Consider the following 16124-nt stretch of genomic DNA (forward strand, 5'->3'; position numbering starts at 1 on the left):
GTCAGAGGACTCCGACGGGCCACGGACGCCGCCGAGCCCGGAGGAGGGACCGTGACTCACTCCCAGACCACCACCCCCGAACTGAGCGGCTGCGGCTGCGGATCCAGTTGTGGCTGCGGCTGCCAGAGCGGCGGCTCCTGCAGCTGCGGCGGCAAGTGCGGATAGCGCTCCGCCGGACCACCACACCGACACTCCGTGGACGGGCCGCCGTTGCGGGCGCTCGTGCTCCACCCCCATGCGCCGCGACATCGAGCAACGATGGATATACCCTGTGTGACATTGCGGGGCCGCGCATCCACCCGGCGGGGGGAGATCAGCGATGTCATCGTTCACGACGCCAGCGGCACGGGGAGGGGCCGCCTCCGAACACGCGCGACTGCTGCGGTGCGTCCAGGGAATCCGGGAGCGCTCGGCCCGCGCGGTGCCGTGGGAGCCCGACACGGTCGGCCTCCCCAGCGCGGGCGGCTCCGACCGCGCCCTGGCCCGGATCAACGACGTCGCCTTCTACGCGAACGCGCGCGAGGAGGTCGCGGCCCTCGCCGGAGTCTGCGTCGACCTGTTGTTCCTGCACCGCCCCGAGGAGGACGGCGACCCCGGAGAACGGCGGTGCCTGGGCTGCGGGCTGCCATGGCCGTGCCTGACCTTCGGCGAGCTCAGGCGGCTGCTGCGCTGATCCCGGCCGCGGAGCCCTCCGGCGGCCCGACGGCCGCGACCGCGGACACGGCGCCGCCCGGCGGGGTCGGGGCGCGATCCGACCGCACCGGGCGGCGTGCACTCGCCGTCCGTTGACGCCCGATGACCGAACAACCGGGCGCCCTCACCGGGCGAGGTATACGCCGAGGCTAAACTGAAACGCGTTCTACCGCAAGTCCCCTGCTGGCCCAGAACGCCGGATTGGCCCAGCGAGCGGGGTTCAGTGGTCCCTTGGAACGTGATCTATCCGGTGATCTCGACCGGGTACTGGATCGCGGCACGGTCCGCCAACATCGGCCGGATGACGTCCAACGCCGCCTGATGCGCGGGATGGTCCCGGTAGGTGACGAAACTCGCCTCGTCGTCGACGTCGGCGACCACGGCGAAGTCGTAGGTCCCCTCACTGATCCCCGCGTCCGGGCCGAAGGCGTAGGCCCGCAGTTCGGGGATGGCGTCGGGCAGCCCACCGAGGAGCTCCTCCACCCGGGCGACCCCGGCGGGGGTGACGTCGTCCCGCCAGCGGAACAGTGCGATGTGTCGAATTCCCATACGGGAGAACCTACTCCCCTCCTCGACACGGGACCGGCCAGGCCCAGGGGCGGGGGACAGCCCCTGGGACCGACCGGGGCGGCGAGGCGCCGCGACCCGTGGACTCTCCGAGAGCAGGGCCCTCCCCAACGCGACGGGGCGCACCTCACACCACTGACGTTAACGAGGCGCCGGTAACGCGAACACCCTCCAAGAGGTAACCGGAACATCTCGATTCAGCCCGCGGCGCCGCGCGCACACCGTGCTGACCTGCGGCGACACAATGTCACACCGACGCCGCGGCACCATCTCCCCCGGTCGGCACACACGCGCCATGGGCCCCAGAAGCCCGGACGGACGCCGAACCGGCACCGGGAGGACGTGGCGTCGTCACCGCACCGCCACGAAATCCACCGGGGGTTGCAGGGGGTTGCAATTCCGACCGAATGGGGGAACAAAGAAAGCCCCGGGGGTTTCCCGGGGCACCTGGTCAACTTATGCGTGTCGCCAGTAGATACGCGGACGGGGAATCCGCGTCGACGATATGCGTGACCCTCCAGGCCTGCCCGCCGACGGTGAAGACGTCACCGACGCGAACGTCGATCATCGGCGTGGGCCGCCACTCCTTCGGACCGCCGATCTTGGCCACCGGCTGGCCGTCGTCCGCGATCCAGAACTGGCCGCCGCCGACCGGACCGCCAGCGAAACGATCGTTTCGCCCGTAACTGATCTTCTCCTGCGCACCGATCTCGTGGACCACCGTGGTTTCAGTCCCAACCCGTCTCGGAATCCATTGAAAACGCAGCCATGCGGCCCGGCAGCGTGAACGTTCACGATGCTTTCCCACCGGGCCGCTAATTCAGAAGACTAGCCCACGGAAATAATGCGCGGGCGGGACCTTGGTCCCGACCCGCGCACCGAAACAGAGGGTGTGACGCAGTTCTCAACCACGCTCGGCGGTGCCTCTACCACCCTTCAAGCGGCCCACCAGCGTCTCCAGTGCCGAGCTGAACGGGTGGTCGTGCACCATGTACGTCCACGTCATTGACGGGCGCTTGACGCCCACCTCGCTGACGTCGAGCTCACCGTCGCGCACCTCCAGCTCCTCGAAGCTCTCCGCGGCGCGCGCCCGCGCCTCGTCGAGGAAGCCCTTGAAGACCGGCACAGCCTCCCGGTTGAACTCGTCCAGGGGGTCACGGCGGCCGAGGAACCGCAGGTGGATGCCCTCCCTCAGTTCCGCGAGGAACGCGTTGTGGTCGGTCCAGCCACGGTCCAGGTGGTAGAGGGTGATCAGGCGCGCCGCCCTGGCCACGCTCTCGTCGTCGAGCTCCTCGGCCAGCTCCCTGTGCCGGTCCGGGCGGTCCGCCCTGATGTGGCGGGCGCCCTCGTCCCCGGTGAGCACCTTCTCGCGGTGCTCCAGCACCACGTCGCGCTGGACGTCGATGAGCTGGTTGTACCGCCACGTGTTGCGGTGCACCTCCAGCAACTGCCCCTCGGCGACCCGCTGCGCGTGGTCGACCATGGCCAGCCAGCCGCTGTCGGTGATCTCGCCGTCGTCGGTCGTGCGGTAGCCGGTGGTCTCCGACGCGTGGTTGACCAACAGGTCGTCGTCCATGCTGACGAGGAAGATCGAGTCGCCGGGGTCGCCCTGACGGCCCGCGCGTCCCCGCAGCTGCCCGTCCAGACGGCTGGAGGGGTAGCGGCCGAAGCCCATGACGTACAGACCGCCCGCCTTGACCACACGGTCGCGGTCGGACATGTCGCTGCCGCCGAGGCGGATGTCGGTACCGCGCCCGGCCATCTGCGTGGACACCGTGATCGCGCCGTGGGTGCCGGCCTCGGCGATGATCGCGGCCTCGTCGGCGTCGTTCTTGGCGTTGAGGACCACGCACTCCAGCCCGGCCCTGCGCAACCGCGCGGCCAGGAGCTCGGACTCCGCGACGTCCTGCGTGCCGATGAGGATCGGGCGCCCGGTCCCGTGGACGTCCTCGACCGTCGCGATGAGGGCGTCCTCCTTCTCCTCGCGCGTGGCGTACAGGCGCGTGCCGTGGTCCTCGCGCACGCACGGCTTGTTGTCGGGGATGACCGCGACCTCAAGCTCGTAGAACTCGCGCAGCTGATCGGCCACGGCCATGGCCGTGCCCGTCATCCCGGCGCGCACCGGGTAGCGCAGCACGAGCGACTGGACGGTGATGGAGTCCAGAACCTCGCCGGTCTCGCTGAGCGCGACCTTCTCCTTGGCCTCCACGGCGGCCTGGAGGCCGTCCGGCCAGCGCTGCAACAGGGCGATGCGGCCACGTGACTCGTTGATCAGCCGCACCTCGCCGTCACGCACGACGTAGTGGACGTCGCGCTGAAGCAGGACGTGGGCGTGCAGGGCCAGGTTGACCTGGGGAAGGACGGAGGTGTCGTCCTCCGAGTACAGGTCGACGCCGCCCAGGGCCTTCTCCACGGCGTCGATGCCCGCGTCCGTGAGCTGGACGTTGCGCCCCTCGCCGTCGATCTCGTAGTGCAGGCGCGGCTTGAGGGCGCGGACGACGTCGGCCATCTCGACGTCGGCGGCGACCGCCTCGGCGGCGCCGGCCAGGACGAGCGGCACGCGGGCCTCGTCGACGAGCACGGAGTCGGCCTCGTCGACGATCGCGACGGAGGGCTCGGGCACGACGCGGTCGCCGATGTCGGTGACCATGCGGTCGCGCAGGACGTCGAAGCCCAGTTCGCTCACGGCCACGTAGGTGACGTCGCAGGCGTAGGCGGCGCGGCGCTCGTCGGAGGTGGACTCCTCGTTGATCCACCCGACGGTCACGCCGAGCATGTCGTAGAGCGCCCGCATCCACTCGGCGTCGCGGCGGGCGAGGTAGTCGTTGACGCTGAGGACGTGCACCCGCTTGCCGCGCAGCGCGAAACCGGCCGCGGCGAGCGCGCCCGCGAGGGTCTTGCCCTCGCCCGTGGCCATCTCCGCGACGTGTCCGTCGAGCAGGGCCATGACGCCGAGCAGCTGCGAGTCGAAGGGGCGCTCGTCCAGGGTTCGCCGGGCGGCCTCGCGGCCGACGGCGCACAACGACACGAGGTCGTCGCGTTCGTAGGGGAGCTCGGCGTTGCCGAGGTCGATGGCGCGGTCCGTCAGCTCGGTGTCGCTGAGCTCACGCAGACCGTCCTCCTCGGCCTCGATCGCCGGCAGGAGCTTGGTATAGGGCCGCAGATCCACCGCGCCTGGCTTGCCCAGGAGGCGGCGGACGCTTTCCGCCATTCGTCCGAACACCACGCCAGGGTAACGCCGAGCACAACCCCCGGGTTCCCTTCAAGAGCCCCGTGTTCCCAACGCGCCCGAATCCGCGGGGTTTGTGCGCTCGGGCGCCGCCAGCGAGGAACGAGCGTCAGGCGAGGGAGAGCATGGGAAATCCCTGGTCCGGGGCGCCCGACGAGAGCGGACACCGCACCGAAGGCGTCCGTTCGAGGGTGCCCGCCCCGCCGGGGAGGGGCGGCGGTGGGCGGCGGGCGGGCCGAAGCGAAGCGGCGGCCCCGAAACAAGCACGGTCAGGCGAGCTGCCGGTGCGGACGCTGGCGGGCCTCCAGGGCCATGGCGTGTTTGACGAGGGTGACCAGGACCGTCACGACGGACTGGCGGTCGCGCGCGTCGCAGTGGACGATCGGCACGTCGGGGGTCAGGTCGAGGGCGTCGCGCAGCTCCTCGGCGGTGTAGGAGGCCTCGGGGTCGAAGTCGTTGACGGCGACGACGAACGGGAGGCGGTACTGCCGTTCGAAGTAGTCCAGTGCCTGGAAGGTGTCCTCCAGGCGACGCGTGTCGGCCAGGATGACGGCCCCCAGGGCGCCCCGGACCAGGTCGTCCCACATGAACCAGAAGCGCTGCTGTCCGGGCGTGCCGAACAGGAACAGGGTCAGGTCGGTCTCCAGGGAGATCCGGCCGAAGTCCATCGCGACCGTCGTGCTGGTCTTGTCCGGTGTGTGGGAGAGGTCGTCGACCCCGACGCTGGCCTCGGTCACCGCGGCCTCGGTGCGGACCGGGGGGATCTCCGAGACGGCTCCGACGAACGTGGTCTTGCCGGCCCCGAAGCCACCGGCCACGATGATCTTCGTGGAGAGTTCGGTCGCTGCCCGGACCTGTTTCGAGCTGTTGGCTGGTTGGATCACAGTTAGTCCTAGCGGAGAGTGCCGGGCGCGCACTGCGGACGGTTGGTTGGCACGACCCGGGCTTGAGGGGCGCGACGCCCCCGGATCCGTACCACCACAAGGGGCACCGCCCCTGGAACCTAGCACCGGATCGCCGTCCGTGAAGGCGATTCGGCGCAGTGTGACGCGAGACCCAACCCGCGACCCCTGGGTGGCTCGCGGCCCCCTGGACACGGCGAGGGGCCACGGGACCTGGGGAGGCGCTCCGTGGCGGGGTGTCCGCGAGCACGGACGCACCGTGACCAACCAAGCACGAAACCGTACCCGTGTGGACCGACTTTACGACTTTGTGAGCGGCCGTATTCGGCCGCTTTCGGCCGCGCCGATCCCTGTCCGCGACCGGCGGCGGAGTCTACGGTGGAGGGCAGGGCACCCGTCGGAACACGGTCGTCAGGACTCCTGGCACGAGCAGGCGGCCAGAGCGGGCGCCCCGGCGGCGCCTCCGGGCGTCCGTCCGCGCACCGACGCCTCGCTCTTCGGTGTCGGGGGCGGTCGGCGGCCCGAGGCCGACGTCAGGGGAACCCGTCGGCCCACATCCGTCCACGTGGGTCGGCGGGCCCGCCCCTCGCGGCCCCGCCGCGGACGACCCGTGCCGCGAGTCGGGTTGGCCGTAGGATGGACGCGGCCCCCTCCCGCGGACCGCCGCCCGTCGCGGCGCGCGGGAGCGAGGGCGCACGGACCCCGACGTCGATCTCTCCCAAGGGAGCCGAGAACCCCACATGTCCGAGCAGCGCGTCGTCCGCCCCACTCCCATCAGCGGTTTCCCCGAGTGGACCCCCGAGGTCCGGGCCGTGGAGCAGCGCTGGCTGGACCATATCCGGGCCGGATTCGAGTCCTACGGTTTCGCGTCCGTGGAGACTCCTTCGGTGGAGAACCTGGACGTCCTGCTCGCCAAGGGCGAGACCTCCCAGGAGGTCTACACCCTGCAGCGGCTCCAGGCGGACGCCAGGGACGACTCCGACGCCAAACTCGGGCTCCACTTCGACCTCACCGTGCCGACGGCGCGGTACGTCGCCCAGCACTTCAACGAGCTGACCTTCCCGTTCAAGCGCTACCAGACACAGCGCGTCTGGCGCGGTGAACGCCCGCAGGAGGGCCGGTACCGCGAGTTCACCCAGTGCGACATCGACGTCATCAACGTCGACTCCGTCCCGCTGCACTTCGACGCCGAACTGCCGCGCATCGCCCACGAGGTGCTCGCCGGCCTGGACCTGCCCGCCTGGACGCTCAACGTCAACAACCGCAAGGTCCTCCAGGGCTTCTACGAGGGACTGGGCGTCAAGGACCCCGTCGTGGTCATCCGCGCGGTGGACAAGCTGCACAAGATCGGCGAGGACGGCGTGCGCGGCGTCCTCATCGCCGAGGGCCTGGACGACGCGCAGGCCGACGCCTGCCTGGCCCTGGCGCGCGTGCGCGGGAGCGGCACGGACGTCGCCGGTGAGGTCGGGGCGCTCGGCGTCGCCTCCGAACTGCTCTCCGAGGGCCTGGCGGAACTCACCTTCGTCCTGGACGAGCTGTCCGACCTGCCCGAGGGCAGTGTGGTCGCCGACCTGTCCATCGCCCGCGGCCTGGACTACTACACCGGGACGGTCTACGAGGCGTCCTTCGACGACGACCCCGGCTACGGAAGCATCTGCGCGGGTGGCCGCTACGACGACCTGGCGGGCCAGTTCATCCGCCGCCGCCTGCCCGGCGTGGGCATCTCCATCGGCCTGACCCGCATCTTCGCCAAGCTCGTGGCCGAGGGGCGGATCCAGGGGGGGCGGGTCTGCCCGACCGACGTCATGGTGGTGGTGCCGAGCGCCGAACAGCGCACGGAGGCCCTGCGCACCGGGGCGCTCCTGCGCGGGCGCGGGTTCAACACCGAGGTGTTCCACTCCACGGCCAAGGTCGGCAAGCAGATCCAGTACGCGTCGAAGAAGGGCATCCCCTTCGTCTGGTTCCCGCCCTTCGGCGTGGACGGGGCCCACGAGGTCAAGGACATGACCAACGGCGAGCAGGTCCCGGCCGACCCGGCCACCTGGCGGCCTGTCGGCACCGCCGAGTAATCGGTTCCGGCATGGGCGGTTTCTGGCCGCTCGTGCCGGAACCGGCCATTCGCGAGACAGCCCCGACCGGACGATGCGAGACTGGGGGAAGGCTTTTCTCCGTGCTGCCGCGCCCGCCAGGCGTGCGCGCCTCGGGCCGATTCGGTGTCCAAGTAATCGAGGCCATGTCTCATCCCCGCCACAACCTGCCCCTGTCCGCTGGCGAGTTCATCCGGTTCGTCGGACGTGAGCGCGACATCGTCGATCTGGGCCGCCTTCTCGGGACCGCCAGGATGGTCACGCTCACCGGGACCGGCGGCATCGGAAAGACGCGGCTCGCGCTCCACCTCGCCGAGCGCGTGCTCCGCCGCTTCCCCGACGGCGTGCGCTTCATCGACCTGAGCGAGGCCTCCACCCACGACCAGGCGCTGCGCACGGTCGCCAGCGGCCTCCAGGCCGTCGAGGACGACGCCCGCACGGTGATGGAGGCGATCATCACCGCGCTGCGCACGCAGAACCTGCTGCTGCTCCTGGACACCTGCGAGCACGCCGTCGGGCCGATGGCCGAACTGTGCCAGGCCGTCCTGCGCGACTGCCCGCGCGTGCGCATCCTGGCCACGAGCCGCCAGCCCCTGCACGTGCCGGAGGAGAACATCTGGCGGGTTCCGCCGCTCTCCCTCCCCGCCCGGCCGACGCCCACCGACCCCTACGCGGCCGACCCCGCGCCCATCCCCCGCCGCGACACCCAGCGCTACGAGTCGGTGCGCCTGTTCGTCACCCGCGCGCACGCCGCCCGCTCCGGGTTCGAGATGACCCGCGAGAACTCCGGCTACGTCGCCGAGATCTGCCGGATGCTCGACGGAATGCCGCTGGCGATCGAACTGGCGGCGGCCCGCGTGCGCGTGCTGTCCGTCCAGCAGATCCTGCGCCGCCTGGACGACCGCTTCCGCCTGCTCACCAGCGACGGCTCCGACGACCTCCCCGCCCGCCAGCGCACGCTGCGCGCGGTCCTGGAGTGGAGCCACGACCTGCTGTCGGAGTCCGAACGCCGCCTGCTGCACCGGCTGTCGGTGTTCACCACGTGGTACCTGGAGGCCGCCGAGGAGGTCTGCTCCGGCGACGGGGTCGATCCCGCGGACATCCTGCCGCTGCACTTCTCGCTCGTGGACAAGTCACTCGTGGTGATGGACGCCGAGATCGACGGCACCACGCACTACCGCCTCACCGAGACCGTCCGCGTCTACGCCGCCGAGCGCCTGGCCGAGGAGGGCGACGAGGACGAGCGCTGGGAACGCTACCTGCGGTTCAGCGTCCAGCGCCTGGAGCAGATCGCCGCGGGCGTCGCCAAGCCGTTGGCCTGGGAGGAACGTCTGGGACAGCTGCGCCTGCTCGACCACCACCGCGACAACCACGCGCGGGTCACCCAGTGGGCGCTCTCGCGCGGCCGGGTGGACGACGCCCTGCGGGTGTGCGTGGCTCTGCGCCCCTACTGGCTGATCCGGGACCTGGCCGCCGAGGGCAGCCGCGCCCTGGAGAGCGTCCTGGACTCCGAACCCGACCGGCAGTCGCCCGTCCTGCGGACCCGTGCCCTGGCGCTCCACGCGGAGCTGCGCCTGGACCTGGATCCCGCGCCGCGCGTCTCCGCGCTGGCCCAGTGCGCGCTGGAGGCCGCGCGGGCCTGCCGTGAGGCGGGGGCGGCCGCCTCCGCGCTGACCACCCTGGCCGCGCTCTCCCTGCGCACGGGCGCGCTCGACGAGGGGCTGCGGTACGCCGACCAAGCCCGGGAGTGGTCCCGGAGCGTGGGCGACCCGATCACCGACGGGAGCACGCTGGGCGTGTTGGCCCAGTTGGCCCGCCGCCGCGGCGACACGGAGGGGGCCGTCCGGCACCTGGAGCACAGCATGGAGGTCGCGGAGGGTCTGGGCGACCGGTGGAGCGTGGCGCGCAGCCTGCACGGCCTGGGCTCGATCGCCGCCGAGGAACGCGACCACGACCGGGCCCGGGAACTGCTGTCGGAGGCGTTGGCGGTCTTCCGCGAGTTGGAGGCCGCTCCGGCCGCCGCCCACTGCGCCCGCACCCTGGGCAGGCTCCTGCTCAACGACGGCGACGTCCTGGCGGCCCGCGATCCCCTGTCCGCCTGCCTGCGTCTGAGCTTCACGTCCGGGCAGCGGATCGCGGTCGCCCGCGCCCTGGAAGCCCTGGCGGAGCTGGCGCTGGAGGAACGGGAGTCCGAGCGCGCGGCGGCCCTGGCGGGTGTGGCCTCGGACCTGAGGACGTCGCTGGGCCGCCCCTCCGCCGAGACCGTCCGGCTGCGGTCGGCGGTGGAGCGGCGGGTGGGCGCGGCCCGGGCCGCGGAGGCGTGGAACGCCTGGCGGGCCCTCCCTCTGGAGCAGGTCCGCGACCGTGCCCTGGCCTTCCCCCGGGCTCCCGGCCGCGCCGCGGGCCCCGAGTCCCTGACGCCCCGGGAGCGCGAGATCGCCGAACTGGTCAGTCAGGGCCTGTCCAACCGGGAGATCGCCGGACGGCTGACCATCAGTCAGGCCACCGCCGCCCGCCACGTCGCGAACATTTTCAGGAAACTCTCGATTTCGTCGAGGACGCAGTTGACCGGCCGGAGTTTCGCGGCGGACTCTGGATGAGGGTCGGCGTGTTGCCCGGAAGCACTTGCACAGTGCGCGTGCACGCGCTAAACCAGAAACTCCAAGTACCACGTCCCACCTCCCTACGTGTTCGATTCCGCCCCCTTTTCCTCCGCACTGGTGAAGACCTTCCCCGACCGTCCCTACATGTGAAGGCCATGGCACCTCTGACCGCGCCCGCGCGGCACAACCTCCCTCGGCCGGGAACCGGCTTCGTGGGCCGTGAGCGGGATCTGAGCGACCTGCTCCGACTGCTGGGTTCCAGCCGCTCCGTCACCCTGTGCGGATCCGACGGTCTCGGCAAGACGCGGCTGGCGCTGCGGGTCGCGGAGCAGTCCACCGTCTCCTTCCCCGACGGCGTGTGGATCGCCGACCTCACCGACGCGGGCACGGCCCTGGAGGTCCACGCGCGCGTGGCGAACGCGGTGGGCGTGGTCGAGGAGCCCGGACAGCCGATGTCGACGACGGTGGTCGAGGCTCTGCGTTCGCGCCGCCTCCTGCTGATCCTGGACGCGTGCGAACACGTCGCCGACGTCGTCACCGAGGTCGGCGAGGTCCTGCTCACGGAGTGCCCGTCCGTGACGGTGCTGCTCACCAGCCGGGTACCGATCCGGCTGAGCGGCGGCACGGTGTGGCGGGTGCCGCCGATGGCCCTGCCCGTTGCCACGCGCAACGCCCCGCCGCCGGACCCCGCCGGCGCCGAAGCCGTCCGCCTGTTCCTGGACCGGGCCCGCGCCCGTGACCCCCGCTTCACCGTCTCGCCCCCGGAACTGGAGTCGGTGGCGGTGCTGTGCGACCTGACCGGAGGGGTTCCGCTCGGGATCGAGGTGCTCGGCGCGAGCGCCCCCGGGCCCGGCCCCGACGCCCTCGCCGAGGACCTGCGCGCCCACCTGGCCTCGCCGGACGTGCGCCCGGGCCCGGGTCAGGCGGTGGCGCGCAGCGAGGTGCTGCCGCTGGTGTTGGACTTCGTGTACGCCAACCTGACCGAGCAGCAGCGCCTGCTTCTGTGCCGCCTGTCGGTGTTTCGCGGGTGGGACCTGGAGCTGGCCGAGCAGGTGTGCGCCGACGAGGAGCTGCCGGAGACCGAGATCCTCGATCTGCTGACCTCGCTGCTCAACCGGTCGCTCATCACGGTGACCGGTGAGTTCGAGGGGCGGGTGCGCTACCGGCTGCCCGAGGCGGTGCGCGGGTTCGCGCGGGGGCGGCTGGTCGCCCGCGGCGAGGCCGAGCGGTTCCAGGAGCGGCTGTTCACCCGGATGCTGCGGCTGGTGGAGGACCTCGGGCGGCGGTTGGAGTCGAGCCAGGCGATGCCATGGACCGAGCGGGACTCGGGGCGCCAGCGGGTGATCGCCGAGTGCTCGACGCTGCGCTCGCTGCTGCGCTGGGCGCACGAGCACGGGGCCGCCGAACCGGGCCTGCGGCTGTGCGTGGGCCTGGCCGCCCACTGGGTCAGCTACCAGTGCTACTCCGAGGGCGCGCACTGGATGGACCTGCTTCTCGGGCTGGAGGACGCCGCCAAGGCTCCCTCACGGGCCCGCGCCCTGGTCGGGCGGGCCCAGCTCGCGCGGGTGCGGCGGGACCACGACCGCGCCCTCGCCCTGGGTGAGGAGGGGCTGCGGCTGTGCCGCGAGGCGGGCGACGACGCGTTCGTGCGCACGTGCCTGAACCTCCTCGCGCTGGTGGAGGTGCGCACCCGTGCCGGGGACCGCGCCGCGGTGCGGGTGGAGGAGGCCCTGCGGATGTGCAGGGACGCGGGGGACCTGTGGGGCGAGGCGATCGCCCTGGGCACCCGGGCCGCCCTGGTCGCGCAGCAGGGCGACTACCCGAGCGCGGACCACCACTACAACGCGGCGCTGACCCTGCTGCGGGGGATCGACCACCGCTGGGGGGTCGGCGTCATCCTCATCGGCCAGGCGGGCGCGGCGGAGGCCAACGTCGACCTCATGACCGCCGACCGCTGCTACCGGGAGGCTCTGGACACCCAGCGGCTGATCGGCGCGGCGGCGGAGGAGGCCCGCTGCCTGTCCGGCATCGGGCGCGTCGCCCACGCGCAGGGGCACACCGAGCAGGCCTACGACTACCTGAGCGAGGGTCTCGGCCTGAGCCACGCCACCGGGCAGCGGGCGGAGGCCGCGCGCACCCTGACCGCGCTCGCGCGGGTCGCGTTCGCGCGGAACCAGCGTGAGTCGGCCTGCCGCCTGGCGGGCGCGGCCATGGAGGTGCGAGGCCGTCTGGGGCTGACCACGCACCCCGCGCCGTGGCCGTTCGCGGACCAGGAGCGGGTCCGCCGCCGGCGGCGGCAGCTGGTCGGGTGGTGGGAGCAGGGGCGCGTCCTGGACCTGGCCGAGGCCGTCCGGGAGGCGGAGCGCCTGTCCGAGGAGGGCCGACGACCGCCGCGGCGCCCGTCGAGCGCACGGCGGGGCGGGACTCGGGCGAAGCGGGCGGGGGTCCCCGCCGCGCCCTCGCCCGAGTCGACCAGCCCTCAACAGCGTCTGACCAGGCGGGAGCTGGAGATCGCGCGCCTGGTCAGCACGGGCAAGAGCAACCCGGAGATCGCCCGGGCGCTGTACATCACACCGTCGACGGCTGCCCGGCACGTCGCCAACATCAACCGGAAGATGGGCTTCAACTCGCGTACCCAGATCACCTCCTGGATCGAGCGGCACGGCTCACCGGGCTGAGCCCCGGTGAGGCCGAAGCGGCTGCTCCCCGGCCACGCCGCAGGCGCACGCACTCAATCTACATATGCATCTGCATCGCAACATGCATGTGCATCTGGACGTGAACACGCTAGGCTTCCAGCCATGGGACCTCGGGCCCGACACCACCCGGGGTCGGCGGAGAACCGTGTCAGGACGAAGCGCTCCCAGGGGAGGGGATCGGCGTCGGCCAACCGGCACGGTGGACCGGGCTCGCCACGTGGAGGGGGCGTGACGAGCCCGGACAGCCGAACCACCTCCGCCTGGGACGACTGGGGGTACGCATGGGGGTAGCACTGACTGCGGGAGCCGGACGGCCGGGACACCAACTGCCACGTAGGGACGACCCGATCGGTTCCCTCACGGGGGGACTGTGCGAGCGACTGCGGCTGCGCCCCGCGCGGGGAGGCACCATCCGTGGGCGGAACGGCCGGATGGACGCGCTGACCTTCGCCGCCACCGTGGAGCGGGCGGCCGCGGGACTGAGCCGCCGGGGGATGTGCTTCGGCGACGTCGTGGGGGTGCTGGCCCCCGTCTCACCCGAGCGCTTCCTGGCCACCTACACCGTGATGTCCGTCGGCGGTCGCGCCCTGCCGCTGGCGACCTCCTCCGACCTGGACACACAGAGCGCCATCCTCGCCGAGACCGACACGCGGCTGCTGCTCGTCACCGCCGATCTGGCCCAGACCGCCCTGGAACTGGCGGAGCGCTCGCGGGTGCGCCAGGTGATCGCCTTCGGGAAAGCCCTGGGCACGACCCCCTTCGACGACCTCCTCCAGCCCAGCCCGGACGGCAGCGGCTACAGCCCCACCCGAGGGCTCTTCGACAACGGCATCCTGGGCTACGAGCGCACCAGTGACGGCGTCCTGGCCACGCTCTACCCGCACAGCGACCTCATGGCGCGCTTCGGCGAACTGCGGGGCCGACTGGACCTGGCCTCCGACGACGTGGTCGCCGTGGACGAGGGCGGTGACGAGCCCACACGGGTGGCGCTGGTGGCGCTCGCGCTCTGGACGGGGGCGTGCGTCGTGGCCGGGGAGGGCTCCGCTGTGCCGGAGGGGCGTCAGGTGACGGTCCGCTGCGCCCCCGAACCGACGCGGGTGGCCCACCCGCACGCCGACTCGATGTACTGAGCCGTGTTCTCTTTGGTCCTCCGCTCGGCTTCGGACCGTGTTCGGGTGTCGGCGGGGATGCTTCGTCCCCGGCGGCGCCTGCCGCCTGATCCTCGCTCGCGGCCAGCCTCGTCTCGCGGAACCCTGCCGGCGCCCGAACCGAGACCCCCCGGGGTCACCGGTCGTCAGACGGCGTCGGGCGGTGCCGTGCCGGAGTCGTCGATCTCGAACCACGCCACGTGGGTGGCTCCGCTCCAGTACTCGCCGCTGCGGCTGGCGCAGCTGTCGACGATGAGACGGCCGCGCCCGTAGTCCTCGCCGTCCTCGCGCGAGTGCCCGTCGACGCCGTCGCGCTCGCCCTGGTCGGCGACGGCGACCCGCAGCCGTCCCGGGCCCGAGCGCAGGAACAGCGTCATCACCCCGCCGGTCTGCCCCGAGCGCGAGTGCAGGAGCGCGTTGGTGGCGAGTTCGCTGACGGCGAGTTCGGCGTCGTCCAGGGCGCTCTCGCCATGGCCCCTCCCAGAGAGGAACCCGCGTACGCGCGCGCGGATGGAGCGGACGGCTGTGAGGTTGCCCGCGCAGCTCCAGACGGTGTTGTCGGTGGCGTCGCCGGGGAGGTCTCCGAGCTCGATCGGCGGCGTGACCGGCGGTGTCGGCGCGGTGTCCTCCGGAACCTCCGCGGGCACGTGTTCCCGGAGTTGCCTCGCCTCAGCCATCCGGTCACTCCCATCACCCGCGACGGCGCGCGGGTCGCGCAGCCTGCACTCACCTTAGACAAGGGTGGGCTTGGTCCAGAACAGCACACCCGGCGTCCCGCCGTCGCGGATCGGCCACAAAACGCCGTCATGTGTCCTCCCCCGTGAGGACAAAGGAAACTGCGGACAGCCCAGAAGCACCCATGTGACGTGCAACACGTTGGCAATGCCGGCGAGTGCGGCCGTTCGCCCGCCAGGCGCCCCAATCAGGAACGATAATCGTTCTCGAACCGTGGGGTCGCGGCACGACCCTCCATCGTGCGGGTCGGAGCGCGCTCCGACCCGCACCCGACGCGAAGGACACCATGAAGATCGCGTTCGCGGGCAAGGGCGGCAGCGGCAAGACCACGCTCTCCGCGCTCTTCACCCGCTATCTCGCCGCGCGGGGCGTCCCGGTCGTGGCGGTCGACGCCGACATCAACCAGCACCTGGGCACGGCCCTCGGCGTGCCCGAACACCGCCTGGACCGCCTCCCCGCGCTGGGCGCGCACCCGACCGAGATCAAGGAGGTCCTGCGCGGGGACAACCCGCGGATCGCCTCGGCGGAGGCGATGATCAAGACGACGCCGCCCGGCCGGGGGTCGCTCCTGCTGGGGGTGACCGGCGAGAACCCGGTGCACGCCCGGTTCGGCGCACCCGCCCACGGAGCGACGCTCATGGTCACGGGACCCTATGCGGAGGAGGACCTCGGCGTCTCCTGCTACCACTCCAAGGTCGGCATGGCCGAGATGTACCTCAACCATCTGGTCGACGGGCCCGGCGAGTACGTGGTCGTGGACATGACCGCGGGCGCCGACTCCTTCTCCTCCGGACTGTTCACCCGCTTCGACATGACCTTCCTGGTGGCCGAGCCGACCCTGCGCGGCGTGGGCGTCTACCGGCAGTACGCCGACTACGCGCGCGACCACGGCGTCGAGATCCGCGTGGTCGGCAACAAGGTGCGCGACGAGGAGGACGTCGAGTTCCTTCGCGAGCACGTCGGCGACGCGCTCGCGGCGTGGATGTCGCACTCGGGGTTCGTGCGGTCGATGGAGAAGGGCCGCCATCCGGAACTGGCCGACCTGGAGGAGGAGAACGTCAAGACGCTCGGACGGCTGCGGGACATGGTCGACGCGACCGGCAAGGACTGGGCGAGGTTCACTCGGCAGTCGGCCGAGTTCCACCTGCGCTACTGCCGCAGCCGGACCGACGCGGCGGAGTTGGCGGCCCAGATCGACCCCGACTTCCTCATGGGGCCGGACGCCCTCGAAGTCAAGCGCCCCTCGCATGAAACAGACAAAACGGACAAATAACCTGTTAAACGCCACGGTTTCACTTCCCCCCGACATCGATTGGGGCACAACCTGGGCGTGCCGCGCGCCGTGAACGCCCCGTGGGCGGCATGCGCACACGACTGCGCCTGACGCCCACGGGAACCGCCCCGAAACGGCAGGCCACCAAGGCTTTGCGGCGCCGTCGCGTCCGCGCGCCGACGGCGCCC

Annotated in this window: 11 protein-coding genes; 6 read left to right on the plus strand and 5 right to left on the minus strand. The window is 71.8% G+C overall.

Going from position 1 to position 16124, the window contains the following annotated elements:
* Positions 1-319 precede the first annotated feature (319 nt).
* Positions 320-673 (plus strand): hypothetical protein, encoded by a 354-nt coding sequence (locus tag BJF83_RS10580; RefSeq protein WP_075926147.1) that lies wholly within the window; start codon positions 320-322, stop codon positions 671-673.
* 263 nt (positions 674-936) lie between these two features.
* Here BJF83_RS10580 and BJF83_RS10585 read toward each other — a convergent pair whose 3' ends face one another.
* The 4 genes from BJF83_RS10585 to BJF83_RS10600 form a co-directional block, all read right to left on the minus strand.
* Positions 937-1242, minus strand: coding sequence for a Dabb family protein (locus BJF83_RS10585; RefSeq protein ID WP_075926148.1), 306 nt, complete (start codon positions 1240-1242; stop codon positions 937-939).
* A gap of 469 nt (positions 1243-1711) precedes the next feature.
* The gene (locus tag BJF83_RS10590; RefSeq protein WP_075926149.1) at positions 1712-1981 is read right to left on the minus strand and encodes a DUF6406 domain-containing protein; all 270 of its coding nucleotides are present in this window, start codon (positions 1979-1981) and stop codon (positions 1712-1714) included.
* Between the two features lie 183 nt (positions 1982-2164).
* A complete protein-coding gene (secA2, locus tag BJF83_RS10595) occupies positions 2165-4471 on the minus strand; it encodes an accessory Sec system translocase SecA2 (protein WP_075926150.1) in 2307 nt (768 codons plus the stop codon).
* Between the two features lie 287 nt (positions 4472-4758).
* The gene (locus BJF83_RS10600) at positions 4759-5373 is read right to left on the minus strand and encodes an ATP/GTP-binding protein (RefSeq protein WP_075926151.1); all 615 of its coding nucleotides are present in this window, start codon (positions 5371-5373) and stop codon (positions 4759-4761) included.
* A gap of 758 nt (positions 5374-6131) precedes the next feature.
* On the opposite strand from BJF83_RS10600, the gene hisS reads away from it, so the two are divergent.
* The 4 genes from hisS (at position 6132) to BJF83_RS10620 (ending at position 13910) form a co-directional block, all read left to right on the plus strand.
* Positions 6132-7460, plus strand: coding sequence for a histidine--tRNA ligase (gene hisS / locus BJF83_RS10605; RefSeq protein WP_075926152.1), 1329 nt, complete (start codon positions 6132-6134; stop codon positions 7458-7460).
* A 164-nt stretch (positions 7461-7624) separates the two neighbouring features.
* On the plus strand, positions 7625-10078 hold the full coding sequence (locus tag BJF83_RS10610) for a LuxR C-terminal-related transcriptional regulator (protein ID WP_075926153.1): 2454 nt from the start codon (positions 7625-7627) through the stop codon (positions 10076-10078).
* 167 nt (positions 10079-10245) lie between these two features.
* Complete coding sequence (locus BJF83_RS10615) at positions 10246-12759, plus strand: LuxR C-terminal-related transcriptional regulator (RefSeq protein ID WP_075926260.1); 2514 nt, start codon at positions 10246-10248, stop codon at positions 12757-12759.
* A gap of 302 nt (positions 12760-13061) precedes the next feature.
* Entirely contained in the window at positions 13062-13910 is an 849-nt protein-coding gene (locus BJF83_RS10620) for an AMP-binding protein (protein WP_075926154.1), read from the plus strand.
* Positions 13911-14074: 164 nt separating this feature from the next.
* Here BJF83_RS10620 and BJF83_RS10625 read toward each other — a convergent pair whose 3' ends face one another.
* The gene (locus BJF83_RS10625; RefSeq protein ID WP_075926155.1) at positions 14075-14605 is read right to left on the minus strand and encodes an ATP-binding protein; all 531 of its coding nucleotides are present in this window, start codon (positions 14603-14605) and stop codon (positions 14075-14077) included.
* A gap of 344 nt (positions 14606-14949) precedes the next feature.
* Between BJF83_RS10625 and BJF83_RS10630 the strand changes: the two genes are divergently transcribed.
* Entirely contained in the window at positions 14950-15936 is a 987-nt protein-coding gene (locus BJF83_RS10630) for an ATP-binding protein (RefSeq protein ID WP_075926156.1), read from the plus strand.
* Positions 15937-16124: the final 188 nt, after the last annotated feature.

Source organism: Nocardiopsis sp. CNR-923 (genome assembly GCF_001942255.1).
GTDB lineage: Bacteria > Actinomycetota > Actinomycetes > Streptosporangiales > Streptosporangiaceae > Nocardiopsis.